This window comes from Pseudomonas sp. KH_027 (genome assembly GCF_057838565.1).
Genome location: NZ_CM174470.1, coordinates 111,175 through 127,306 on the forward strand (window position 1 = coordinate 111,175; position 16,132 = coordinate 127,306).

A 16,132-nucleotide genomic window follows, 5' to 3' on the forward strand; every position below is an offset into this window, starting at 1 on the left:
TGGCGTATGCCTTGGCGCCGTGCTCCGCCGCCGCTACGCGGTACGGCGCGGCAGGGCGAAGCTCAGCAGGAACAGCGCCGCCGCCGAAACCACGATCGACGGCCCGGCCGGCGTGTCCTTGAACCAGGACAGCGCCAGGCCCGCGCAGACGGCGAGCAAGCCGAGCAGGCTGGCGCCGCCGGCCATCTGCTCCGGCGTGCGTGCGTGGCGTTGGGCGGCGGCGGCCGGGATGATCAGCAGCGAGGTGATCAGCAGGACGCCGACAATCTTCATTGCCACGGCGATCACCACCGCGATCAGCAGCATCAATGCCAGGCGCAGGCTGGCGACGGGCAGGCCTTCGACCTTGGCCAGTTCCTCGTGCACGGTGACCGCCAGCAACGGCCGCCAGAGGGCGGTCAGGCTCAGCAGGACCAACGCGCTGCCGCCGAGAATCCAGGCCAGATCGGTGGGGCTGACGGCGAGCAGGTCGCCGAACAGGTAGGCCATCAGGTCGATCCGCACGTCGTGCATGAAGCTCAGCACCACCAGGCCCAGCGACAGGGTGGTCGGCGCGAGAATCCCCAGCAGGGTGTCGGAGGCCAGTGGCTGGCGTTGTTGCAGAGTGACCAGCAGCACGGCGAGCAATACGCAGCCGACCGTCACCGCCAGGGTCGGGCTGACATCCAGCAGAAAGCCGAGGGCTACGCCGAGCAGGGCGGCATGCGCCAGGGTGTCGCCGAAATAGGCCATGCGCCGCCAGACCACGAAGGAGCCGAGCGGCCCGGCGACCAGCGCCAGGGCGAGGCCGGCGAGCAGGGCGTGGAGGAGAAAGTCAGGCATGGTTGCAGCCATCTCCATGAACATGGGGTTGCACCTGGCCCTTGATGCTCAGCCCGGCGGCCGGCGGTTCGGCCACTACCGCGCCGTGCAGGTCATGGGCGTGGTCGTGGCGGTGGTGGTAGATCGCCAGGGCTTGCGCGTCCTGCCCGAACAGCTCGACGAAGGCCGGGTCGCCGCTGACCTGTTCCGGATGACCGGAACAGCAGACATGCCGGTTCAGGCAGACCACCTGGTCGGTGGTGCTCATCACCAGGTGCAGGTCGTGAGAAACCATCAGCACGCCACAGCCATGGCGGTCGCGCAGGCGCGTGATCAGCCGGTACAGCTCGGCCTGGCCGGCCACATCGACGCCCTGCACCGGTTCGTCGAGCACCAGCAGCTCGGGCTTGCGCAGCAGCGCACGGGCCAGCAGCACGCGCTGCAACTCGCCGCCGGAAATGCTTTGCAGCGGGCTGTCGATCACCTGTTCGGCGCCGACTTCGGCCAATGCCGCCAAGGCTGCGGGGCGGTCGACGCCTGGTACCAGGCGCAGAAAACGCAGCACCGAGAGCGGCAAGGTGGCATCGATATGGAGCTTCTGCGGCATATAGCCGATGCGCAGTTTCGGCTTGCGCCAGACGCTGCCGACCTCGACTTTCAGCAGACCGAGCACGGCGCGCACCAGGGTGGTCTTGCCGGCGCCGTTGGGGCCGATCAGGGTGACGATTTGCCCCGGCTGCACGCCGAGCTGCACGTCTTTGAGCACACTTTGCCCGGCGAAGCTGACACCAACGCCTTGCAGGCGGATCAGGGCGTCGCTCATCCGGCTTTCCGGCAGCCGGCGCACAGGCCGACGACTTCGACGGTCTGGCTTTCCACACTGAAGCCAACGGCGGCGGAACTGTCGATGATGGCCTGGCTGATCGCCAGCTGTTCCAGCTCGATCGCCGCGTGGCAGTTGCGGCAGATCAGGAACTGGCCCTGGTGGGCATGCTCCGGGTGGTTGCAGCCGACGAAAGCGTTGAGCGATGCGATGCGATGCACCAGGCCGTTTTCCAGAAGGAAATCCAGCGCCCGATAGACGGTCGGTGGTGCCGCGCGACGGCCATCTTGTTCGGTCAGCACGCCGAGGATGTCGTAGGCGCCCAGTGGCTTGTGACTCTGCCAGACCAATTCCAGCACGCGCCGGCGCAGGGCGGTCAGGCGCAAGCCCAGGCGCGTGCAGATGGCGTCGGCTTCCGCCAGGGCGTTGTGCACGCAATGGGAGTGGTCGTGGGGGCGGGAAGCCAGGGGGGTCAGGATCATGGGCGGCGACGGCTGCTGAAAGAGACGTTATTCTATAACTCTTTCGCTGCGGAGTCTGCGCCTGTGTCGCGTTTGCTTGCCTTGCTGATTTTTTCCTTCGGTGTGGCTTCGGCCCAGGCCGAGGTACGCCTGCTGACCAGTATCAAGCCCCTGCAACTGATCGCCGCCGCGGTGCAGGATGGCGTCGGTACGCCCGCGGTGCTGCTGCCGCCGGGGGCTTCGCCGCACAACTATGCGTTGCGCCCATCGGACGTGCGTCGGGTGCGCGAAGTCGAGTTGCTGTATTGGATCGGCCCGGACATGGAAGGCTTTCTGCCGCGCGTGCTGCAAGGCCGCAGCCTGCCCAGCGTGGCCGTGCAAAACCTGCCGGGCCTGAGCCTGCGGCATTTTGGCGAAGCGCAGGCGGGGCATGCAGCGGCGGCCGATGCCGCGGATGAGCACGAGCATGACCACGATCACCGCCCCGGCACTCTGGATGCGCACCTGTGGCTGTTGCCGGCCAATGCGCGGGTGATTGCCGCACGCATGGCCGCCGACCTGATTGCCGCCGACCCGGCCAATGCCACGCGTTACCAGGCTAACCTCAAGGCGTTCGGCGAGCGCCTGACGGCCTTGGATCAGCGCTTGCAGGCGCGTCTGGCCGGTATCGCCGGCAAGCCCTACTTCGTGTTCCACGAAGCCTACGATTATTTCGAGGCCGCCTACGGTCTGCAGCACGCCGGGGTATTCAGCGTGGCCAGCGAGGTGCAGCCGGGGGTGCAGCATGTGGCGGCAATGCGCGAGCGTTTGCAGCAGGTAGGCGCGACCTGCGTATTCAGCGAGCCGCCGCTGCGCCCGCGGCTGGCCGAAACCCTGACCGCCGGGCTGCCGGTGCGGCTGGCCGAGTTGGATGCCATGGGCGGTGCGTTGCCGGTGGAGGCCACGGGCTATGAGGCATTGCTGGAAAACCTGGCCAGTGGCCTGGCCGGTTGCCTGGAAGACTTGTAGGTGGTGTGAGTGCCGGCCATAGGGCTGGCAAGTGGGTTACGCGGCTGCGCGGCTAACCCACCCTACAAGGTACGTTGTCGGCTTTGGGCGGGTTAGCCGTAGGCGTAACCCGCCAATTGGCCATCAGGTGGGCAAGTTAGAGCGCGAACGGCAGCGGCAGGCTGATCTGCTGGCGTTGGGCCAGGCGCCGTTGGAATTCCGCCGGGTCATGGATCAGCACGGCCTGGCCGGCGAAGGATTCGGCGGCGATCAGGCGCGACAGCCAGAAGCGTACGCAGGCAATGCGCAGCAGTGCCGGCCAGAGTTGCGCTTCGGCGGGCGTGAAGGGCCGCAACGCGGCATAGGCGCCGAGCAGGGCGCGGGCACGCGGGCCGTCGAGTTGACCGTCGGCATGGGAGCACCAGTCGTTCAGGGCAATCGCCAGGTCGTAGAGCATCGGTCCGGAGCAGGCGTTGTAGAAGTCGATCAGCCCGGTCAGGTGCGGGCCGTCGAACAGCACATTGTCGCGGAACAGATCGGCATGCAGGTTGGCGCGCGGCAACGCCAGCACCTGCGGCTTGAGTGCGGCGATCTCGATCAGCGCGTTGCGCAGCAGCGGCAGCTCTTGTTCCGGTAACTGCAACGCCAGGCTCGGGCCTTCGTTGAGCATCCAATCCAGGCCGCGATCGCTTTTGCGCTCCAGCACGTGCTCGCGGGTGGCCAGATGCAGGCGTGCCAGCAGGCTGCCGACTTCGCTGCAATGGTGGGCGTTGGGTTGGCTGATGTGCTTGCCCGGCAGGCGCGGCTGCAACAGCGCCGGCTTTTCCGCCAGGCTGCGCAAGGCCTCGCCCTCGCGGGTACGCAGGGCATAGGGCACCGGCAGGCCGGCGGCATGCAGCACGTCGAGCAATTCGATGAAGAACGGCAGATCCTGGATCGGCCCGCGCTCCACCAGGGTCAGCACGAACTCGCCCTGCTCCAGGCTGATGAAGAAGTTGCTGTTCTCGCTACCGGCGCTGATGCCTTGAAAATCGCGCAGGCGACCGAGCCCGTAAGGGGCGAGAAAGGCTTCCAGCTCGGTACGTTCGAGGGGCGTGAATACAGACATGGTCAGACCTGACGACTGGTTGGGCGGACGACTACCAGCTGAAGATTTCCCAGGAAGGGATCAGCATGTCGGGGTTGTCCGAGCGGATGAAGTTGCCGTCGCTGCCGTCGGCGCGCACCAGAAAGTAGGGTTTGCCGCCTTTGGGGATAATCTTGATGGCGTACAGAAAGCCATTGACCCGGTATTCCTGGATGGTCTTGTCGCCGTCCTTGCGGATGGTCACATCCGGTTCGGCGGACACTGGTTCTTCGGCGAAGGCTACGAGCGGGCCGAGCGCTAACACACTGGCCAGTAACAGGCGGTTGATGGTGCGCATGGTAACCTTGTCCCTTTGTCGTCAATGGTTCGGCCATTCTAACGCCGGCCCCGTCGAAAAGGTTGATCCTGCGCATGTCTCAAGCTCCCTTAGTCCTGGTGGACGGTTCGTCTTACCTGTATCGCGCTTTCCACGCCTTGCCACCCTTGACCACCTCCAAGGGTTTGCCAACCGGCGCGGTCAAGGGCGTGTTGAACATGCTCAAGAGCCTGCGCAAACAGTACCCACAGAGCCCCTTCGCGGTGGTGTTCGATGCCAAGGGCGGGACCTTCCGTGACGAGATGTTTGCCGAGTACAAGGCCAATCGCCCGTCGATGCCGGATGACATGCGGGTGCAGATCGAGCCGCTGCATGCCAGCGTGCGTGCCCTGGGCTTTCCACTGCTGTGCGTCGAGGGCGTGGAGGCCGACGATGTGATCGGCACCCTGGCCCGGCAAAGTGCCGCCATCGGCCGTGACGTGGTGATTTCCACCGGTGACAAGGACATGGCGCAGCTGGTCTGCCCGCACGTTACCTTGGTCAATACCATGACCGGTAGCGTCTACGACGTGGATGGCGTGAAAGCGAAATTTGGTGTCGGTCCTGAGCTGATCATCGACTACCTGGCGCTGATGGGCGACAAGGTCGACAACATTCCCGGCGTGCCCGGCGTCGGCGAAAAGACCGCGCTAGGGCTACTGGTGGGCGTCGGCGGCGGCCTGGACGTGCTCTACGCCAACCTCGACAAAGTCCCCGAACTGCCGATTCGCGGCGCCAAGACGCTGCCGGCCAAGCTCGCCGAACACCGCGAGATGGCTTACCTGTCCTATCAGCTGGCGACGATCAAGCTCGATGTGCCGCTGGATGTGCAGATCGACGACTTGCACATCGGCGCCACTGACCGTGCGGCATTGATCGCGCTGTATACCGAGCTGGAGTTCAAGAGCTGGATCGATGAGTTGGCGCGCGAAGTAAAAGCGGCAGATGTCGCATCGATTCGTTCCGGTGGTCTGTTCGACCCGGTCGCGGCACCCGTGGCAACAACGACGGTTGACGTCGAGCAGCCTGTTGGCGGTGTGGCAGAGGACGCCGGGCACAGCCCGACAGCCGCTGTCACTGATTACGAAACCGTGCTCGATAGCGCGCGCTTCGAGGTCTGGCTGGACAAGCTCAAGCAGGCCGAGTTGTTCGCCTTCGACACCGAGACCACCGGCCTCGACGCGCAACAGGCGCAACTGGTCGGTCTCTCCTTTGCGGTCAGCGCCCACGAAGCCGCCTATATACCCCTGACCCACTCCTATATGGGCGTGCCGGCGCAGCTCGATCGCGACACGGTGCTCAAGGCGCTCAAGCCGCTGCTGGAAGACCCGCACAAAGCCAAGGTCGGCCAGCACGCCAAGTACGACATCAACATCCTGGCCAACTGCGCCATCGGCGGCGACCCGCAGAACGGCATTGTTGTGCGGGGTGTGGCCTTCGACAGCATGCTCGAATCCTATGTGCTGGACTCGACCGCGACCCGCCACAACATGGACAGCCTGGCGCTGAAATACCTCGACCACAGCACCATCGCCTTCGAGGATATTGCCGGCAAAGGCGCCAAGCAGCTGAGCTTCGACCAGATCGCCCTTGAACAGGCCGGCCCCTACGCCGCCGAGGATGCCGACGTGACCCTGCGTCTGCATCAGGTCCTGTGGGCCAAGCTGAGTGCAGTGCCGAGCCTGGCCAAGGTCCTGAGCGAGATCGAAATGCCGCTGGTACCGGTGCTGGCGCGGATCGAGCGCCAGGGCGCGCTGGTCGACGCCAACCTGCTCGGCATCCAGAGCCATGAGCTGGGCGAGAAGCTGGTGCAGTTGGAGCGCGAAGCCTTTGCCATTGCCGGTGAGGAGTTCAACCTCAGTTCGCCCAAACAACTCGGCGTGATCCTCTACGAGAAGCTCGGCCTGCCGGTGTTGAGCAAGACCGCCAAAGGTCAGGCTTCGACCGCCGAGGCGGTACTCGCCGAGCTGGCCGAACAGGACTTCCCGCTGCCCAAGGTGCTGATGCAGTACCGCTCCCTGAGCAAGCTCAAGAGCACCTACACCGACCGCCTGCCGGAACAGATCAACCCGCGTACCGGGCGTATCCACACCTCCTACCACCAGGCGGTGACGGCGACCGGACGCTTGTCTTCCAGTGACCCGAACCTGCAGAACATCCCGATCCGCACCGCCGAGGGGCGGCGCATTCGTCAGGCCTTCATCGCCCCGATCGGCTACAAATTGCTGGCAGCCGACTATTCGCAGATCGAGCTGCGGATCATGGCCCACCTGGCCCAGGACGAAGGGCTGCTGCACGCCTTCCGCAATAACCTCGATGTACACCGCGCGACGGCGGCGGAAGTCTTCGGCGTCGAGCTGGATCAGGTCACGACCGACCAGCGCCGCAGCGCCAAGGCGATCAACTTCGGGCTGATCTACGGCATGAGCGCCTTTGGCCTGGCCAAGCAGATCGGCGTCGACCGCAAGCAGTCACAGGCCTATATCGACCGTTACTTCGCCCGCTATCCCGGGGTGTTGGCGTATATGGAGCGCACCCGCGAGCAGGCCGGCGAGCAGGGTTATGTCGAGACCCTGTTCGGTCGTCGCCTTTACCTGCCGGAGATCCACTCGAAGAACGCCGGCCTGCGTAAAGGCGCCGAGCGCACGGCGATCAACGCGCCGATGCAAGGCACTGCGGCGGACATCATGAAGCGGGCGATGGTTGCGGTTGATACCTGGCTCGGCGAATCCGGGCTGGATGCCAAAGTCATCTTGCAGGTACACGATGAACTGGTGCTGGAAGTGCGCGAGGACCTGCTCGACGAGGTGCGCGATCAGGTTCGCCAGCGCATGAGCGGCGCCGCGCAATTGGCGGTGCCGTTGCTGGTGGATGTCGGCGTGGGTGCGAATTGGGATGAGGCGCACTGATCGGCACAATCGGGCTGCGGCATAAGGTCGCAGCGTTGCCGATTTTTTAAAACCTCAGGAAATTATGCGAAATCTGCTTATCGCAAGAGGTTTTGAAAAAGCCATGAACTTTCTGCAAAAGGCTCGGGTCAGAGCATATGAACGGCTGATGAAGCCCTTCAGTGCTCCTATGTTGTGTTAAGTGTTGGCAGATATCTGAACCCCGCCCTAGCGGTTCAGACCTTAAACCCCGAGCCTCTCCCTCCCCATACGATGCTCGGGGTTTTTTTTGCCCGCGATTTACTCCTCAAGCCCTTCTGGCATGCGGTCTTCCAGGTGCATCCAGCGCGCCAGTACGGCCTGCGCCTCCTCGATGCCCTGGCGCTTCGGTGCCGAGAACAGTTGGATACTGATCCCCTCGCCCCAGCCTCTGCGCAGGTCCTGTTGCACCTTGAGCAAGGCGTTCTTCGCCGCGCCGTAGGCCAGTTTGTCGGCCTTGGTCAGCAGGATGTGCATCGGCATCTGGCTGGCCGCGGACCAGTCGAGCATCAGCAGGTCGAACTCGGTCAGCGGATGGCGGATGTCCATCATCAGCATCAGCCCGGACAGGCTGCGGCGGCTGCCCAGGTAGGCTTCCAGGTGGCGCTGCCAGTGCAGCTTGAGCGGGATCGGCACCTTGGCGTAGCCATAGCCCGGCAGGTCGACCAGGCGGCGCTCGTCGTCCAGGCGGAAGAAGTTCAGCAACTGGGTACGGCCCGGCGTCTTCGACGTGCGCGCCAGGCTGGCGTGGGTCAGGGTGTTCAGCGCGCTGGATTTGCCGGCGTTGGAACGGCCGGCGAAAGCGACTTCGTAGCCTTCGTCGTCCGGGCATTGGTCGACTTTGGCGGCGCTGATCATAAAGGCGGCTTGTTGGCACAGACCGATGATGGGGTTCTTAGGTTGCATCGAATTTTCCGGTGAGGGCGGTGCCAGCGGTTGGCCCGGCATGCGGTGTCGTTTCCGTTTCAGTGACGCCAGTATATAATGCCGCAGATTTTGTGTGCGCTTTGTCCCGCAGCAGGACGGGTATTTGCGGGAACGATTTAGAGATTCTGCGCAATAAGAACGCAGAACGCTTTCCTCCCTGATGAGGTTGATCTGATGAAGATGTTGCTGCTGGCTGCCGGTAGCCTAGTGTTGTCCTTGCAGGTTCAGGCGGCTCAGGACCCGGAAGCGGTGTTCAACCGTTCCTGTGCGGCTTGCCATAATGGGCAACTGCCGATGGCGCCGAAAAAAGGCGACAAGGCTGCCTGGGAGCCGCGTTTGGCCCTGGGCATGGATACGCTGGTGCAGCACGTCACCAATGGTTTGAACGCCATGCCGCCGCGCGGCCTGTGCACCGACTGTAGCGCTGAGGATTACCATGCCGTCATCGAATGGATGAGCAAGTAAGCCACGCGTTGATTCTCTCCCCTTAGCCGTAATTGGATTAGCTGATGAACAAAGTACTCGTGAGTCTGCTGTTGACCCTGGGCCTCTCCGGTATGGCTCACGCCGCAGGCGACGCCGCTGCTGGTCAGGGCAAAGCCGCTGTCTGTGGTGCCTGCCACGGTGCCGATGGCAACAGCCCTGCACCGAACTTCCCGAAACTGGCGGGCCAGGGCGAGCGCTACCTGCTCAAACAAATGAACGACATCAAGTCCGGCAACCGCCAAGTGTTGGAAATGACCGGGCTGCTGACCAATTTGAGCGATCAGGATCTGCAGGACATCGCAGCGTACTTCGCCAGCCAGAAGATGAGCGTCGGCGCCGCCGATCCTGCTCTGGTTGCACGTGGTGAAGCGCTGTTCCGCGGCGGCAAGCTCGATCAAGGCATGCCGGCCTGCACCGGTTGCCACTCGCCTGACGGTGCCGGCAATGCGGCGGCCGGCTTCCCGCAACTGGGCGGCCAGCACGCGGCCTATGTGAGCAAGCAACTGACCGACTTCCGCGAAGGCAACCGCACCAACGATGGCGACAGCATGATCATGCGCGGCATCGCGGCCAAGCTGAGCAACAAGGACATGGCTGCCGTCTCCAGCTATATCCAGGGTCTGCACTAAGCACCGGCTCTGAGCCAAGACCGTTAATCCGCTACGGATGAGCGGAACGAAAAGGGTGGCGAAGGCCACCCTTTTTCGTTGGGGCCGCCGGTACAATAGCGGGAACCAGCTTCAGGCCCGTGGGTCGAATTCCAGTCCACCATCGGGCGAGTTTTATCAGCCAAGGAGTAACGCATGCGTAACCTGATTTTCAGTGCCGTCCTCGCGACTGCAAGTTTGTTCGGGATGACTGCAAACGCTGCCGAGCCGATCCAGGCGGGCAAGCAGTACGTCGAGCTGAGCAGCCCGGTGCCGGTCTCCAAGCCAGGCCAGATCGAAGTGGTGGAGCTGTTCTGGTACGGCTGCCCGCATTGCTACAACTTCGAGCCGACCATCAATCCATGGATCGAGAAGCTACCTGCAGACGTCAACTTCATCCGCATCCCGGCTCTGTTCGGCGGTGTGTGGAATGCGCACGGCCAGCTGTTCATCACGCTCGAATCGATGAAGGTCGAGAGCAAGGTTCACGGCGCGATCTTCGAAGCCATCCAGAAGGACGGCAAGAAACTCGCCACGCCGGAAGAAATGGCTGAGTTCCTCGCCACCCAAGGCATCGATAAAGACGAATTCCTCAAGACCTACAACTCCTTTGGCGTGAAGGGTCAGATGGAGAAAGCCAAGAAGCTGGCCATGGCCTATCAGATCAGTGGCGTCCCGGTGATGATCGTCAACGGCAAGTACCGTTTTGATATCAGCTCGGCCGGTGGCCCGCAGCAAGCGCTGGATGTGGCCGACCAGTTGATCGCCAAAGAACGCGCCGCGCAGTAAGCGGCCATGCTGCGCCGCTGGGGTGCCGAACGTGTGGCTGGTTTGCGCACCCCGCAGGTCAATGCGCACTGCGGGGCCGCCAACGGCCTGCCCGCGGACGGTCGGTTGCGGTTGCTCAGCTTCAATATCCAAGTGGGCAACAGCACCGAGCGCTACCGGCATTACCTGACGCGCGGCTGGCAACATCTGTTGCCGCATCGGGGGCGCGCCGGCAATCTGCAACGGATCGGCGCGCTGCTCGGTGACTACGACCTGGTCGCCCTGCAGGAGGCGGATGGCGGCAGCCTGCGTTCGAACTACGTCAATCAAGTCGAACACCTCGCCCAACTCGGCACCTTTCCCTACTGGTACCAGCAGCTCAATCGCAATCTCGGGCGTTTCGCCCAGCACAGCAACGGCGTGCTCAGCCGCCTGCAGCCTACGCTTCTGGAAGATCATCCACTGCCCGGCCCACCCGGACGCGGGGCGATCCTGTTGCGCTTCGGCGAGGGTGTCGAAGCGTTGGTGGTGGTGATGATGCACCTGTCGCTCGGGGCGCGGACACGCACCCGGCAACTGGCCTATATCCGCGAGTTGATCGGCGGCTATCGCCACCAGATCCTGATGGGCGACATGAACACCCAGGCAGCGGATCTGCTGCTGCACTCGCCATTGCGCGACCTGGGGCTGCTGGCGCCGCAGGTGGAGGCGACGTTCCCCAGTTGGCGGCCGCAGCGCTGCCTTGACCATATCCTGCTGAGTTCTAGCCTGACCTTGGAACGCGTGCGGGTGCTTGCTCTACCGATTTCCGATCATCTGCCGGTGGCGGTCGAGATTCGCTTGCCGGAGAGCCTCGGCGGGAATACGCCGAGGTCGAATATGCCCCTCGCGGAATACCGACATGAGTGACGATACCCAGCGCTGGAAAGAGAAGTACCTGAGCAATCTCGAGCAGCAAGAGAAGCTCGAACGCCGCTGGGACGCCCGCCTCGACCTGTTGCGCCGCGGTCTGGTGCGCAGCTCGCTGGCCGCCGAAGGGACGGACAAGGCCGTCGACCAGTGCATGCAGGACTTGCGTGAGATAGTACGCCGCGAGGACATGGATGCCGGGCTTTCCGCGCTGATCCCGCGCCTGGAAAGGGTCGCGCTGGATTCCGAGCAACGTCGGCAGGAGCGGATCGGGCAAGTCACCAGCGCGCTGGGCGGGCTGGTCAGCCAGTTATTGGCCTTGCCGTTGCCCAGCGAAGTGCGCAAGCCACTCAAACGCTTCACCAAGCAGTTGGAAGAGCGCGCCAGCCAGCCGCGCGAGTTGCCGGCGTTGCTGGCGGAACTGAGTGGTTTGCAGCGTCAGGCCCTGGCCATATTGGAAAACCCGGAAGCGGCGCGTCCCGGTTTGTTGCAGCGCCTGTTCGGTGGCCGCGATGTGCCCGAGAGCCTGCCTGACAGCGATGCGCCATTGGCCGTGCGCGCGCCGATGAGCCCGCCCGTGCCGGCAACCGCCGTGATAGCTGAAGCCAGCGCCGCGGCGGTACTGGAGCCGATACCCGTGGCGGCCGCTCCGGCCGTCATGTTGCCGCCCGCCAGTGCCGCACCCGCCTCCGCGCCGCTGCCCGCTTCCGATGCGGCGCTGGCGGTTGCAGTCGATGCCCCGGCACCCGCGAGGCCCGCGTTGACGGTCTTGGACAGCCTGCCTATGTCCGCGACGCTGTTGACCGAGGGCTCGGTGGTCTCTGCGGCGATCCCCGCGGTGGCCACGTTGGCGGAACTGACCCCGTCCGACCCGCTCTATGCCATACCGGTGAGCACTGAGCCGAGTTACAGCGCGATTGCCGGGCACGTCGAGGCCACGCTGCTGGGTCTGCTCGACGAGTTGACCGTGCCGGAGCGGCACCAGCCCCAGGCCGACACCCTGCGCCAGCGCATCCAGGCTGGCTTGAACATGTACGAACTGGTGCCGGTGCTGGACGACTTTGCCGTGCTGATGCTGGCGGTGGCTGACATTGGCCAGCGCGAGTTCGAGGGCTACCTCAAGCAACTGAACGAGCGTCTGGCGACCTTCCAGGGCGGCCTGCAGGATGCCCACGAAGGTTATGCCGACTCCATGCTGGCGGCCCGCGAGCTCGACACCGAACTGCGTCAGCAGGTCGATGGGCTGCACAGCAGCGTGCAGGAGGCCACCGACCTGAGCAGCCTCAAGTACCTGGTCGAGAATCGCCTGGATGGTCTGTTGAGCACCATGGAGCAGTACCAGCACCAGCGCGATGAGCGCGAACAGCAAGTCGCCGGTCGTTTGCAGACCCTGGTCGAGCGCGTGTCGAGCATGGAGCAGGAGGCCAAGGGCTTTCGCGACCACCTCGAGGAGCAGCGCCTGAAGGCCCTGACCGATCCGCTCACCGGCTTGCCCAACCGCGCGGCCTGGAGCGAGCGCCTGGAGCTGGAAGTGGCGCGCTGGCAACGTTATGGCGGCGATTTGCTGCTGGCGGTGCTGGATATCGATTTTTTCAAGCGGATCAACGACAACTATGGCCATCTGGCCGGCGACAAGGTGCTCAAGATCATCGCCGGCGAGCTGAGCAACCGTCTGCGCAAGACCGATTTCATGGCGCGTTTCGGTGGCGAGGAATTCGTCCTGCTGCTGCCGTCGACCCCGCTGGCCGGTGGTCAGCAGCTGCTGGAAACCCTGCGTGCCGGCATCGAGGCTTGCCCGTTCCACTTCAAGGGCGAGCGCGTGACCATCACCTTGTCCGCCGGGCTTACGGCGTTCTGCTCGGGCGAACGCAGCGAACTGGTTTTCGAGCGCGCCGACCAGGCGCTGTACCGGGCCAAACGCAACGGTCGCAACCGGATCGACATCGGTTAGGTTAGCCTGAGCGGCTGCGCTGGCGCTCCGAGCCCGTCTAGGCCGCGCTGGGCAGATAGGGTTGCCAGTTCTCGGGGATATGCTCCAGGCGCGGATAGTTCAGCGCATCCAACTGCTGCGGCGAGAGCAGGAAGGGCGTATGCCGCAGGTGTTGCGGCAGGTTCCGCAGTTCCGCGAGCCAGAGACTGACGTAGGCGGCCTCCGGGTCGTACTGGCGGGCCTGGCGCAAGGCGTTGAATGCGCGGCTGTACTGCGGGTCGCTGCTGATCCCGGTCAGGTAGGCCCAATTGCCCCAGTTGCTGGCCGGCTCGTAATCGAGCAGATGCTCCTCGAACCACGCGGCGCCATGGCGCCAATCCTGTTGCAGGTCGCCGACCAGGTAACGGGCGACGACCTGGCGACCGCGCTTGGAAATAAAGCCGGTCGCCGCCAGCTCGCGCATATTGGCGTCTACCAGCGGCATGCCGGTGCGACCCTGGCACCATTGCGTGAAGCGCTCATCCAACTGCGTCGGTGCCCGCGCGGTGGCTTTCAGCCCGCCGGCCTGGAACAGGGCATCGCCACGGCGCAGCAGCGTCCAGCGGAAGAATTCGCGCCAGAGCAGCGCCCGCCACAGCTCCAGGGTGGAATCGTTGCGCCCGTACTGTGCCTCGTGGCGGCGCAACTCGGCGACCACGCGGCGCGCCGAGAGGCAGCCGTTGGCCAGCCAGGGCGAGAGTTTCGACGAGTATTCGCTGCCGATCAGCCCGTCGCGGGTGGCTTGATACTGGCGCACGCCCTGGCTGTCCCATAGATAGTCGCGCAGCCGGCCAGTGGCGGCGGCCTCGCCACCGGCGAAAGGGAACGCACTGTCGGCGACGTTCAGGGGTTCGCCCAAACCCAGTTGCGACAGCGTCGGCAATGCCGTCAGCAGTTCGACGGCGGCCTCCGGCACGGGCGGCAGGCTGTCCGGTGCCGGCTGTGGCTGAAAGACCACCAGGCGCTGTTCGAGCAGTTCGCAGAACGGGCGATAGACCATCGGCAGTTCGTCCACCGCGCAAGGCAACTCCTCGGCGCGCAGCAAGCCATTGCCCGGTAACTCGCGCAGCGCCACGGGCGCCAGGTTGGCGCGCAGCCTGGCCAGTTGCGCGCGTTCTTCGGGGGCGATTTCTTCCTGGGTCAGGACTTCTTGCAGGTCGAGGCGCTCGACCAGTTGCGCGAGCAGGGTTTCGGCCTGACCTTGCATCACCAGCAAATGCGAGCCGCGCAGGCGCAAGGCGCCGTCCAGCGCGGCCAGGCTTTCCAGCAGAAAGCGGGCGCGGTGAACGCCCAAGCGCCGGGCCGCCAGTGGTCCGCTCTGGAACAGCGCCGGGTCGAGGACATACACCGGCAACAGACGTTCGGCAGCCAGCGCGGCGTGCAGTGCCGGATTGTCGTCGAGGCGTAAGTCCTGTTTGAACCAGAGCAGTGAGCGGCGCATGAAGGGTTTCCTCGGCGTTGCAACGACTGGCAGCTAGCTAAACAATAGGCGGCTGCCGTTAGCCCATACAACCGTTAGTCCGGAGCGGCACTTATAGCTTCACGAACGGTTGCCCGGAAACCTGCAGTAGCGCTTTGAGCGCAGCGGTGCCCGGCGCAAAGCACTAAACTGGCGCGCCATTCTTGCGTTGCTGCCTAGGCAGCCGTCAGAGCGGTCGACAGGTCGTTGGATAACGTGCAGAGTCTCTTACCGATCAACCGATGAAAACCTTCTCGCTTGTCCTCATGTTTGCCCTGCTGGCCGGTTGCGCCAGCGGCCCGCGGATCGACACCAGCCACCCTTCGGCCAACCACGACAGCCGGGTGCAGTTCGTCGTGCTGCACTACACCTCGACCGGGCTCGAGCGCTCGCTGCAGCTGCTGACCCATGGCGAGGTCAGCAGCCATTACCTGATCGACGCCGCGCCGCCGACCATCTACCGACTGGTCGATGAAAGTCGCCGCGCCTGGCACGCCGGTGAAAGCGAGTGGGATGGCCGCACCTGGCTGAATTCCAGTTCGATCGGCATCGAGTTGGTCAATGAGGGGTATGCGGACACTCCGAGTGGGCGGGTCTGGTACCCCTATTCCGATGCGCAGATCGAGGCGCTGATCGTCCTGCTCAAGGATATCGTCAAGCGCTACGGGATCGAGCCCCGGCACATCATTGGCCACAGCGATATTGCCCCGCTGCGCAAGCTCGATCCGGGGCCGCTGTTTCCGTGGCAGCGCCTGGCCGAAGCCGGGCTCGGGGTCTGGCCGGACGCCCAGGCGGTGGCCCGCCAGCAGGCGCTGTTCGCGGCCCGGTTGCCGAGCATCACCTGGTTCCAGCAACAACTGGCAACCCTGGGTTATGCCACGCCGCAGACCGGTGAGCGGGATGTGGCCACCCGCCATGTGCTGGCCGCCTTTCAAATGCACTACCGGCCGACGCGCTTCGACGGCGAGCCGGATGCGCAGACGGCGGCGCTGCTGGTGCTGTTGAATGGGCTGAACAAGCCGCGCTGAGAGTTGCGCTCCAGCGACCGGGTGCTGGCGATCAGGCGTGAATTGGCCCGGGCGGTGCAAGTTGTCGATCGTGCAAATTGCAATCATGCGCCGACGGCAGTCGTGCAATGTGCAACTATCGCGTGTTGAGCTTGTTTATAAATCATTGATTTTTAAATATGTTTTTATAATAAACAGTTGGCATGGTGCCTGCTCTCTCAGCTCTACGAATCTGATCAGCGATGGAGACGCACGATGAATACTGTTCCGAACTTGTTGAGTGCTGCTCTCGTAGTTGTCAGCAGTGTTTTTGCCTCTGGCACCCCGTCAGGCCCGGAGCCCATCCAGGTCCAGGGTTGGTCGGTGCCGATGTGGCAGAGCCAGATGGGTGTTGCCAAGTCGCAGGCCGAGCGTGATGCCCAGTGGATGCCCGCCAGCGACCAAAGCCAACTCGTAGATACCGCCAACGCCGTGCAAACAGCGCCAACCCAGCGTTGGGTGTTTTAAGCACTGCTGCGC

General features: G+C 64.2%; 16 protein-coding genes. 9 read left to right on the plus strand and 7 right to left on the minus strand.

Annotation, left to right across the window (positions count from 1 at the left end; genetic code table 11):
- Nucleotides 1–33: 33 nt before the first annotated feature.
- From znuB to zur, 3 genes are read right to left on the minus strand one after another with little or no spacing between them, the layout of a single operon-like run.
- Entirely contained in the window at nucleotides 34–822 is a 789-nt protein-coding gene (gene znuB, locus AC3IYG_RS00550; protein WP_489311784.1) for a zinc ABC transporter permease subunit ZnuB, read from the minus strand.
- Nucleotides 815–1,624, minus strand: a complete 810-nt coding sequence (znuC, locus tag AC3IYG_RS00555; RefSeq protein WP_489311785.1) for a zinc ABC transporter ATP-binding protein ZnuC — start codon at nucleotides 1,622–1,624, stop codon at nucleotides 815–817. Before znuC ends, znuB begins: the two co-directional genes overlap by 8 nt.
- Entirely contained in the window at nucleotides 1,621–2,106 is a 486-nt protein-coding gene (gene zur / locus AC3IYG_RS00560; RefSeq protein ID WP_489311786.1) for a zinc uptake transcriptional repressor Zur, read from the minus strand. Before zur ends, znuC begins: the two co-directional genes overlap by 4 nt.
- A gap of 63 nt (nucleotides 2,107–2,169) precedes the next feature.
- Here zur and AC3IYG_RS00565 point away from each other — a divergent pair, with 63 nt between their 5' ends.
- Entirely contained in the window at nucleotides 2,170–3,093 is a 924-nt protein-coding gene (locus AC3IYG_RS00565; RefSeq protein WP_489311787.1) for a zinc ABC transporter substrate-binding protein, read from the plus strand.
- 136 nt (nucleotides 3,094–3,229) lie between these two features.
- Here the strand turns inward: AC3IYG_RS00565 and AC3IYG_RS00570 are convergent, their stop codons facing one another.
- Both AC3IYG_RS00570 and AC3IYG_RS00575 read right to left on the minus strand, forming a co-directional pair.
- Nucleotides 3,230–4,180 carry a homoserine kinase gene (locus tag AC3IYG_RS00570; RefSeq protein ID WP_489311788.1) on the minus strand — a complete coding sequence of 317 codons (951 nt, stop codon included), beginning with the start codon at nucleotides 4,178–4,180 and terminating at the stop codon, nucleotides 3,230–3,232.
- A gap of 31 nt (nucleotides 4,181–4,211) precedes the next feature.
- Nucleotides 4,212–4,496, minus strand: a complete 285-nt coding sequence (locus AC3IYG_RS00575) for a DUF2782 domain-containing protein (RefSeq protein WP_489311789.1) — start codon at nucleotides 4,494–4,496, stop codon at nucleotides 4,212–4,214.
- Between the two features lie 74 nt (nucleotides 4,497–4,570).
- Here AC3IYG_RS00575 and polA point away from each other — a divergent pair, with 74 nt between their 5' ends.
- Nucleotides 4,571–7,423, plus strand: coding sequence for a DNA polymerase I (gene polA, locus AC3IYG_RS00580; protein ID WP_489311790.1), 2,853 nt, complete (start codon nucleotides 4,571–4,573; stop codon nucleotides 7,421–7,423).
- Nucleotides 7,424–7,702: 279 nt separating this feature from the next.
- On the opposite strand, the gene yihA is transcribed toward polA, so the two are convergent.
- The gene (yihA, locus tag AC3IYG_RS00585) at nucleotides 7,703–8,347 is read right to left on the minus strand and encodes a ribosome biogenesis GTP-binding protein YihA/YsxC (RefSeq protein WP_489311791.1); all 645 of its coding nucleotides are present in this window, start codon (nucleotides 8,345–8,347) and stop codon (nucleotides 7,703–7,705) included.
- A gap of 195 nt (nucleotides 8,348–8,542) precedes the next feature.
- On the opposite strand from yihA, the gene AC3IYG_RS00590 reads away from it, so the two are divergent.
- From AC3IYG_RS00590 to AC3IYG_RS00610, 5 genes are all read left to right on the plus strand, one after another.
- Nucleotides 8,543–8,833, plus strand: a complete 291-nt coding sequence (locus AC3IYG_RS00590; protein ID WP_489311792.1) for a c-type cytochrome — start codon at nucleotides 8,543–8,545, stop codon at nucleotides 8,831–8,833.
- A 44-nt stretch (nucleotides 8,834–8,877) separates the two neighbouring features.
- Nucleotides 8,878–9,483 carry a c-type cytochrome gene (locus tag AC3IYG_RS00595; protein ID WP_489311793.1) on the plus strand — a complete coding sequence of 202 codons (606 nt, stop codon included), beginning with the start codon at nucleotides 8,878–8,880 and terminating at the stop codon, nucleotides 9,481–9,483.
- 174 nt (nucleotides 9,484–9,657) lie between these two features.
- Entirely contained in the window at nucleotides 9,658–10,290 is a 633-nt protein-coding gene (locus tag AC3IYG_RS00600) for a thiol:disulfide interchange protein DsbA/DsbL (protein ID WP_489311794.1), read from the plus strand.
- Between the two features lie 6 nt (nucleotides 10,291–10,296).
- Complete coding sequence (locus AC3IYG_RS00605; protein ID WP_489311795.1) at nucleotides 10,297–11,178, plus strand: endonuclease/exonuclease/phosphatase family protein; 882 nt, start codon at nucleotides 10,297–10,299, stop codon at nucleotides 11,176–11,178.
- The gene (locus AC3IYG_RS00610; protein ID WP_489311796.1) at nucleotides 11,171–13,129 is read left to right on the plus strand and encodes a GGDEF domain-containing protein; all 1,959 of its coding nucleotides are present in this window, start codon (nucleotides 11,171–11,173) and stop codon (nucleotides 13,127–13,129) included. Before AC3IYG_RS00605 ends, AC3IYG_RS00610 begins: the two co-directional genes overlap by 8 nt.
- A 37-nt stretch (nucleotides 13,130–13,166) precedes the next feature.
- Here AC3IYG_RS00610 and AC3IYG_RS00615 read toward each other — a convergent pair whose 3' ends face one another.
- Nucleotides 13,167–14,588, minus strand: coding sequence for a DASH family cryptochrome (locus tag AC3IYG_RS00615; RefSeq protein WP_489311797.1), 1,422 nt, complete (start codon nucleotides 14,586–14,588; stop codon nucleotides 13,167–13,169).
- Nucleotides 14,589–14,848: 260 nt separating this feature from the next.
- Here AC3IYG_RS00615 and AC3IYG_RS00620 point away from each other — a divergent pair, with 260 nt between their 5' ends.
- Entirely contained in the window at nucleotides 14,849–15,634 is a 786-nt protein-coding gene (locus tag AC3IYG_RS00620) for an N-acetylmuramoyl-L-alanine amidase (RefSeq protein ID WP_489311798.1), read from the plus strand.
- Nucleotides 15,635–15,868: 234 nt separating this feature from the next.
- Nucleotides 15,869–16,120 (plus strand): hypothetical protein, encoded by a 252-nt coding sequence (locus AC3IYG_RS00625; RefSeq protein ID WP_489311799.1) that lies wholly within the window; start codon nucleotides 15,869–15,871, stop codon nucleotides 16,118–16,120.
- The last annotated feature ends 12 nt before the right edge of the window (nucleotides 16,121–16,132 follow it).

Excerpts from the sequence above, each read along its gene's own strand:
- znuC (WP_489311785.1), bottom strand. The coding sequence starts at position 1,624 with ATGAGCGACGCCCTGATCCGCCTGCAAGGCGTTGGTGTCAGCTTCGCC.
- AC3IYG_RS00570 (WP_489311788.1), bottom strand. The coding sequence starts at position 4,180 with ATGTCTGTATTCACGCCCCTCGAACGTACCGAGCTGGAAGCCTTTCTC.
- AC3IYG_RS00600 (WP_489311794.1), top strand. The coding sequence starts at position 9,658 with ATGCGTAACCTGATTTTCAGTGCCGTCCTCGCGACTGCAAGTTTGTTC.
- AC3IYG_RS00590 (WP_489311792.1), top strand. The coding sequence starts at position 8,543 with ATGAAGATGTTGCTGCTGGCTGCCGGTAGCCTAGTGTTGTCCTTGCAG.
- yihA (WP_489311791.1), bottom strand. The coding sequence starts at position 8,347 with ATGCAACCTAAGAACCCCATCATCGGTCTGTGCCAACAAGCCGCCTTT.
- AC3IYG_RS00620 (WP_489311798.1), top strand. The coding sequence starts at position 14,849 with ATGAAAACCTTCTCGCTTGTCCTCATGTTTGCCCTGCTGGCCGGTTGC.
- znuB (WP_489311784.1), bottom strand. The coding sequence starts at position 822 with ATGCCTGACTTTCTCCTCCACGCCCTGCTCGCCGGCCTCGCCCTGGCG.
- AC3IYG_RS00595 (WP_489311793.1), top strand. The coding sequence starts at position 8,878 with ATGAACAAAGTACTCGTGAGTCTGCTGTTGACCCTGGGCCTCTCCGGT.
- polA (WP_489311790.1), top strand. The coding sequence starts at position 4,571 with ATGTCTCAAGCTCCCTTAGTCCTGGTGGACGGTTCGTCTTACCTGTAT.
- AC3IYG_RS00605 (WP_489311795.1), top strand. The coding sequence starts at position 10,297 with ATGCTGCGCCGCTGGGGTGCCGAACGTGTGGCTGGTTTGCGCACCCCG.
- zur (WP_489311786.1), bottom strand. The coding sequence starts at position 2,106 with ATGATCCTGACCCCCCTGGCTTCCCGCCCCCACGACCACTCCCATTGC.
- AC3IYG_RS00625 (WP_489311799.1), top strand. The coding sequence starts at position 15,869 with ATGAATACTGTTCCGAACTTGTTGAGTGCTGCTCTCGTAGTTGTCAGC.
- AC3IYG_RS00615 (WP_489311797.1), bottom strand. The coding sequence starts at position 14,588 with ATGCGCCGCTCACTGCTCTGGTTCAAACAGGACTTACGCCTCGACGAC.
- AC3IYG_RS00575 (WP_489311789.1), bottom strand. The coding sequence starts at position 4,496 with ATGCGCACCATCAACCGCCTGTTACTGGCCAGTGTGTTAGCGCTCGGC.
- AC3IYG_RS00610 (WP_489311796.1), top strand. The coding sequence starts at position 11,171 with ATGAGTGACGATACCCAGCGCTGGAAAGAGAAGTACCTGAGCAATCTC.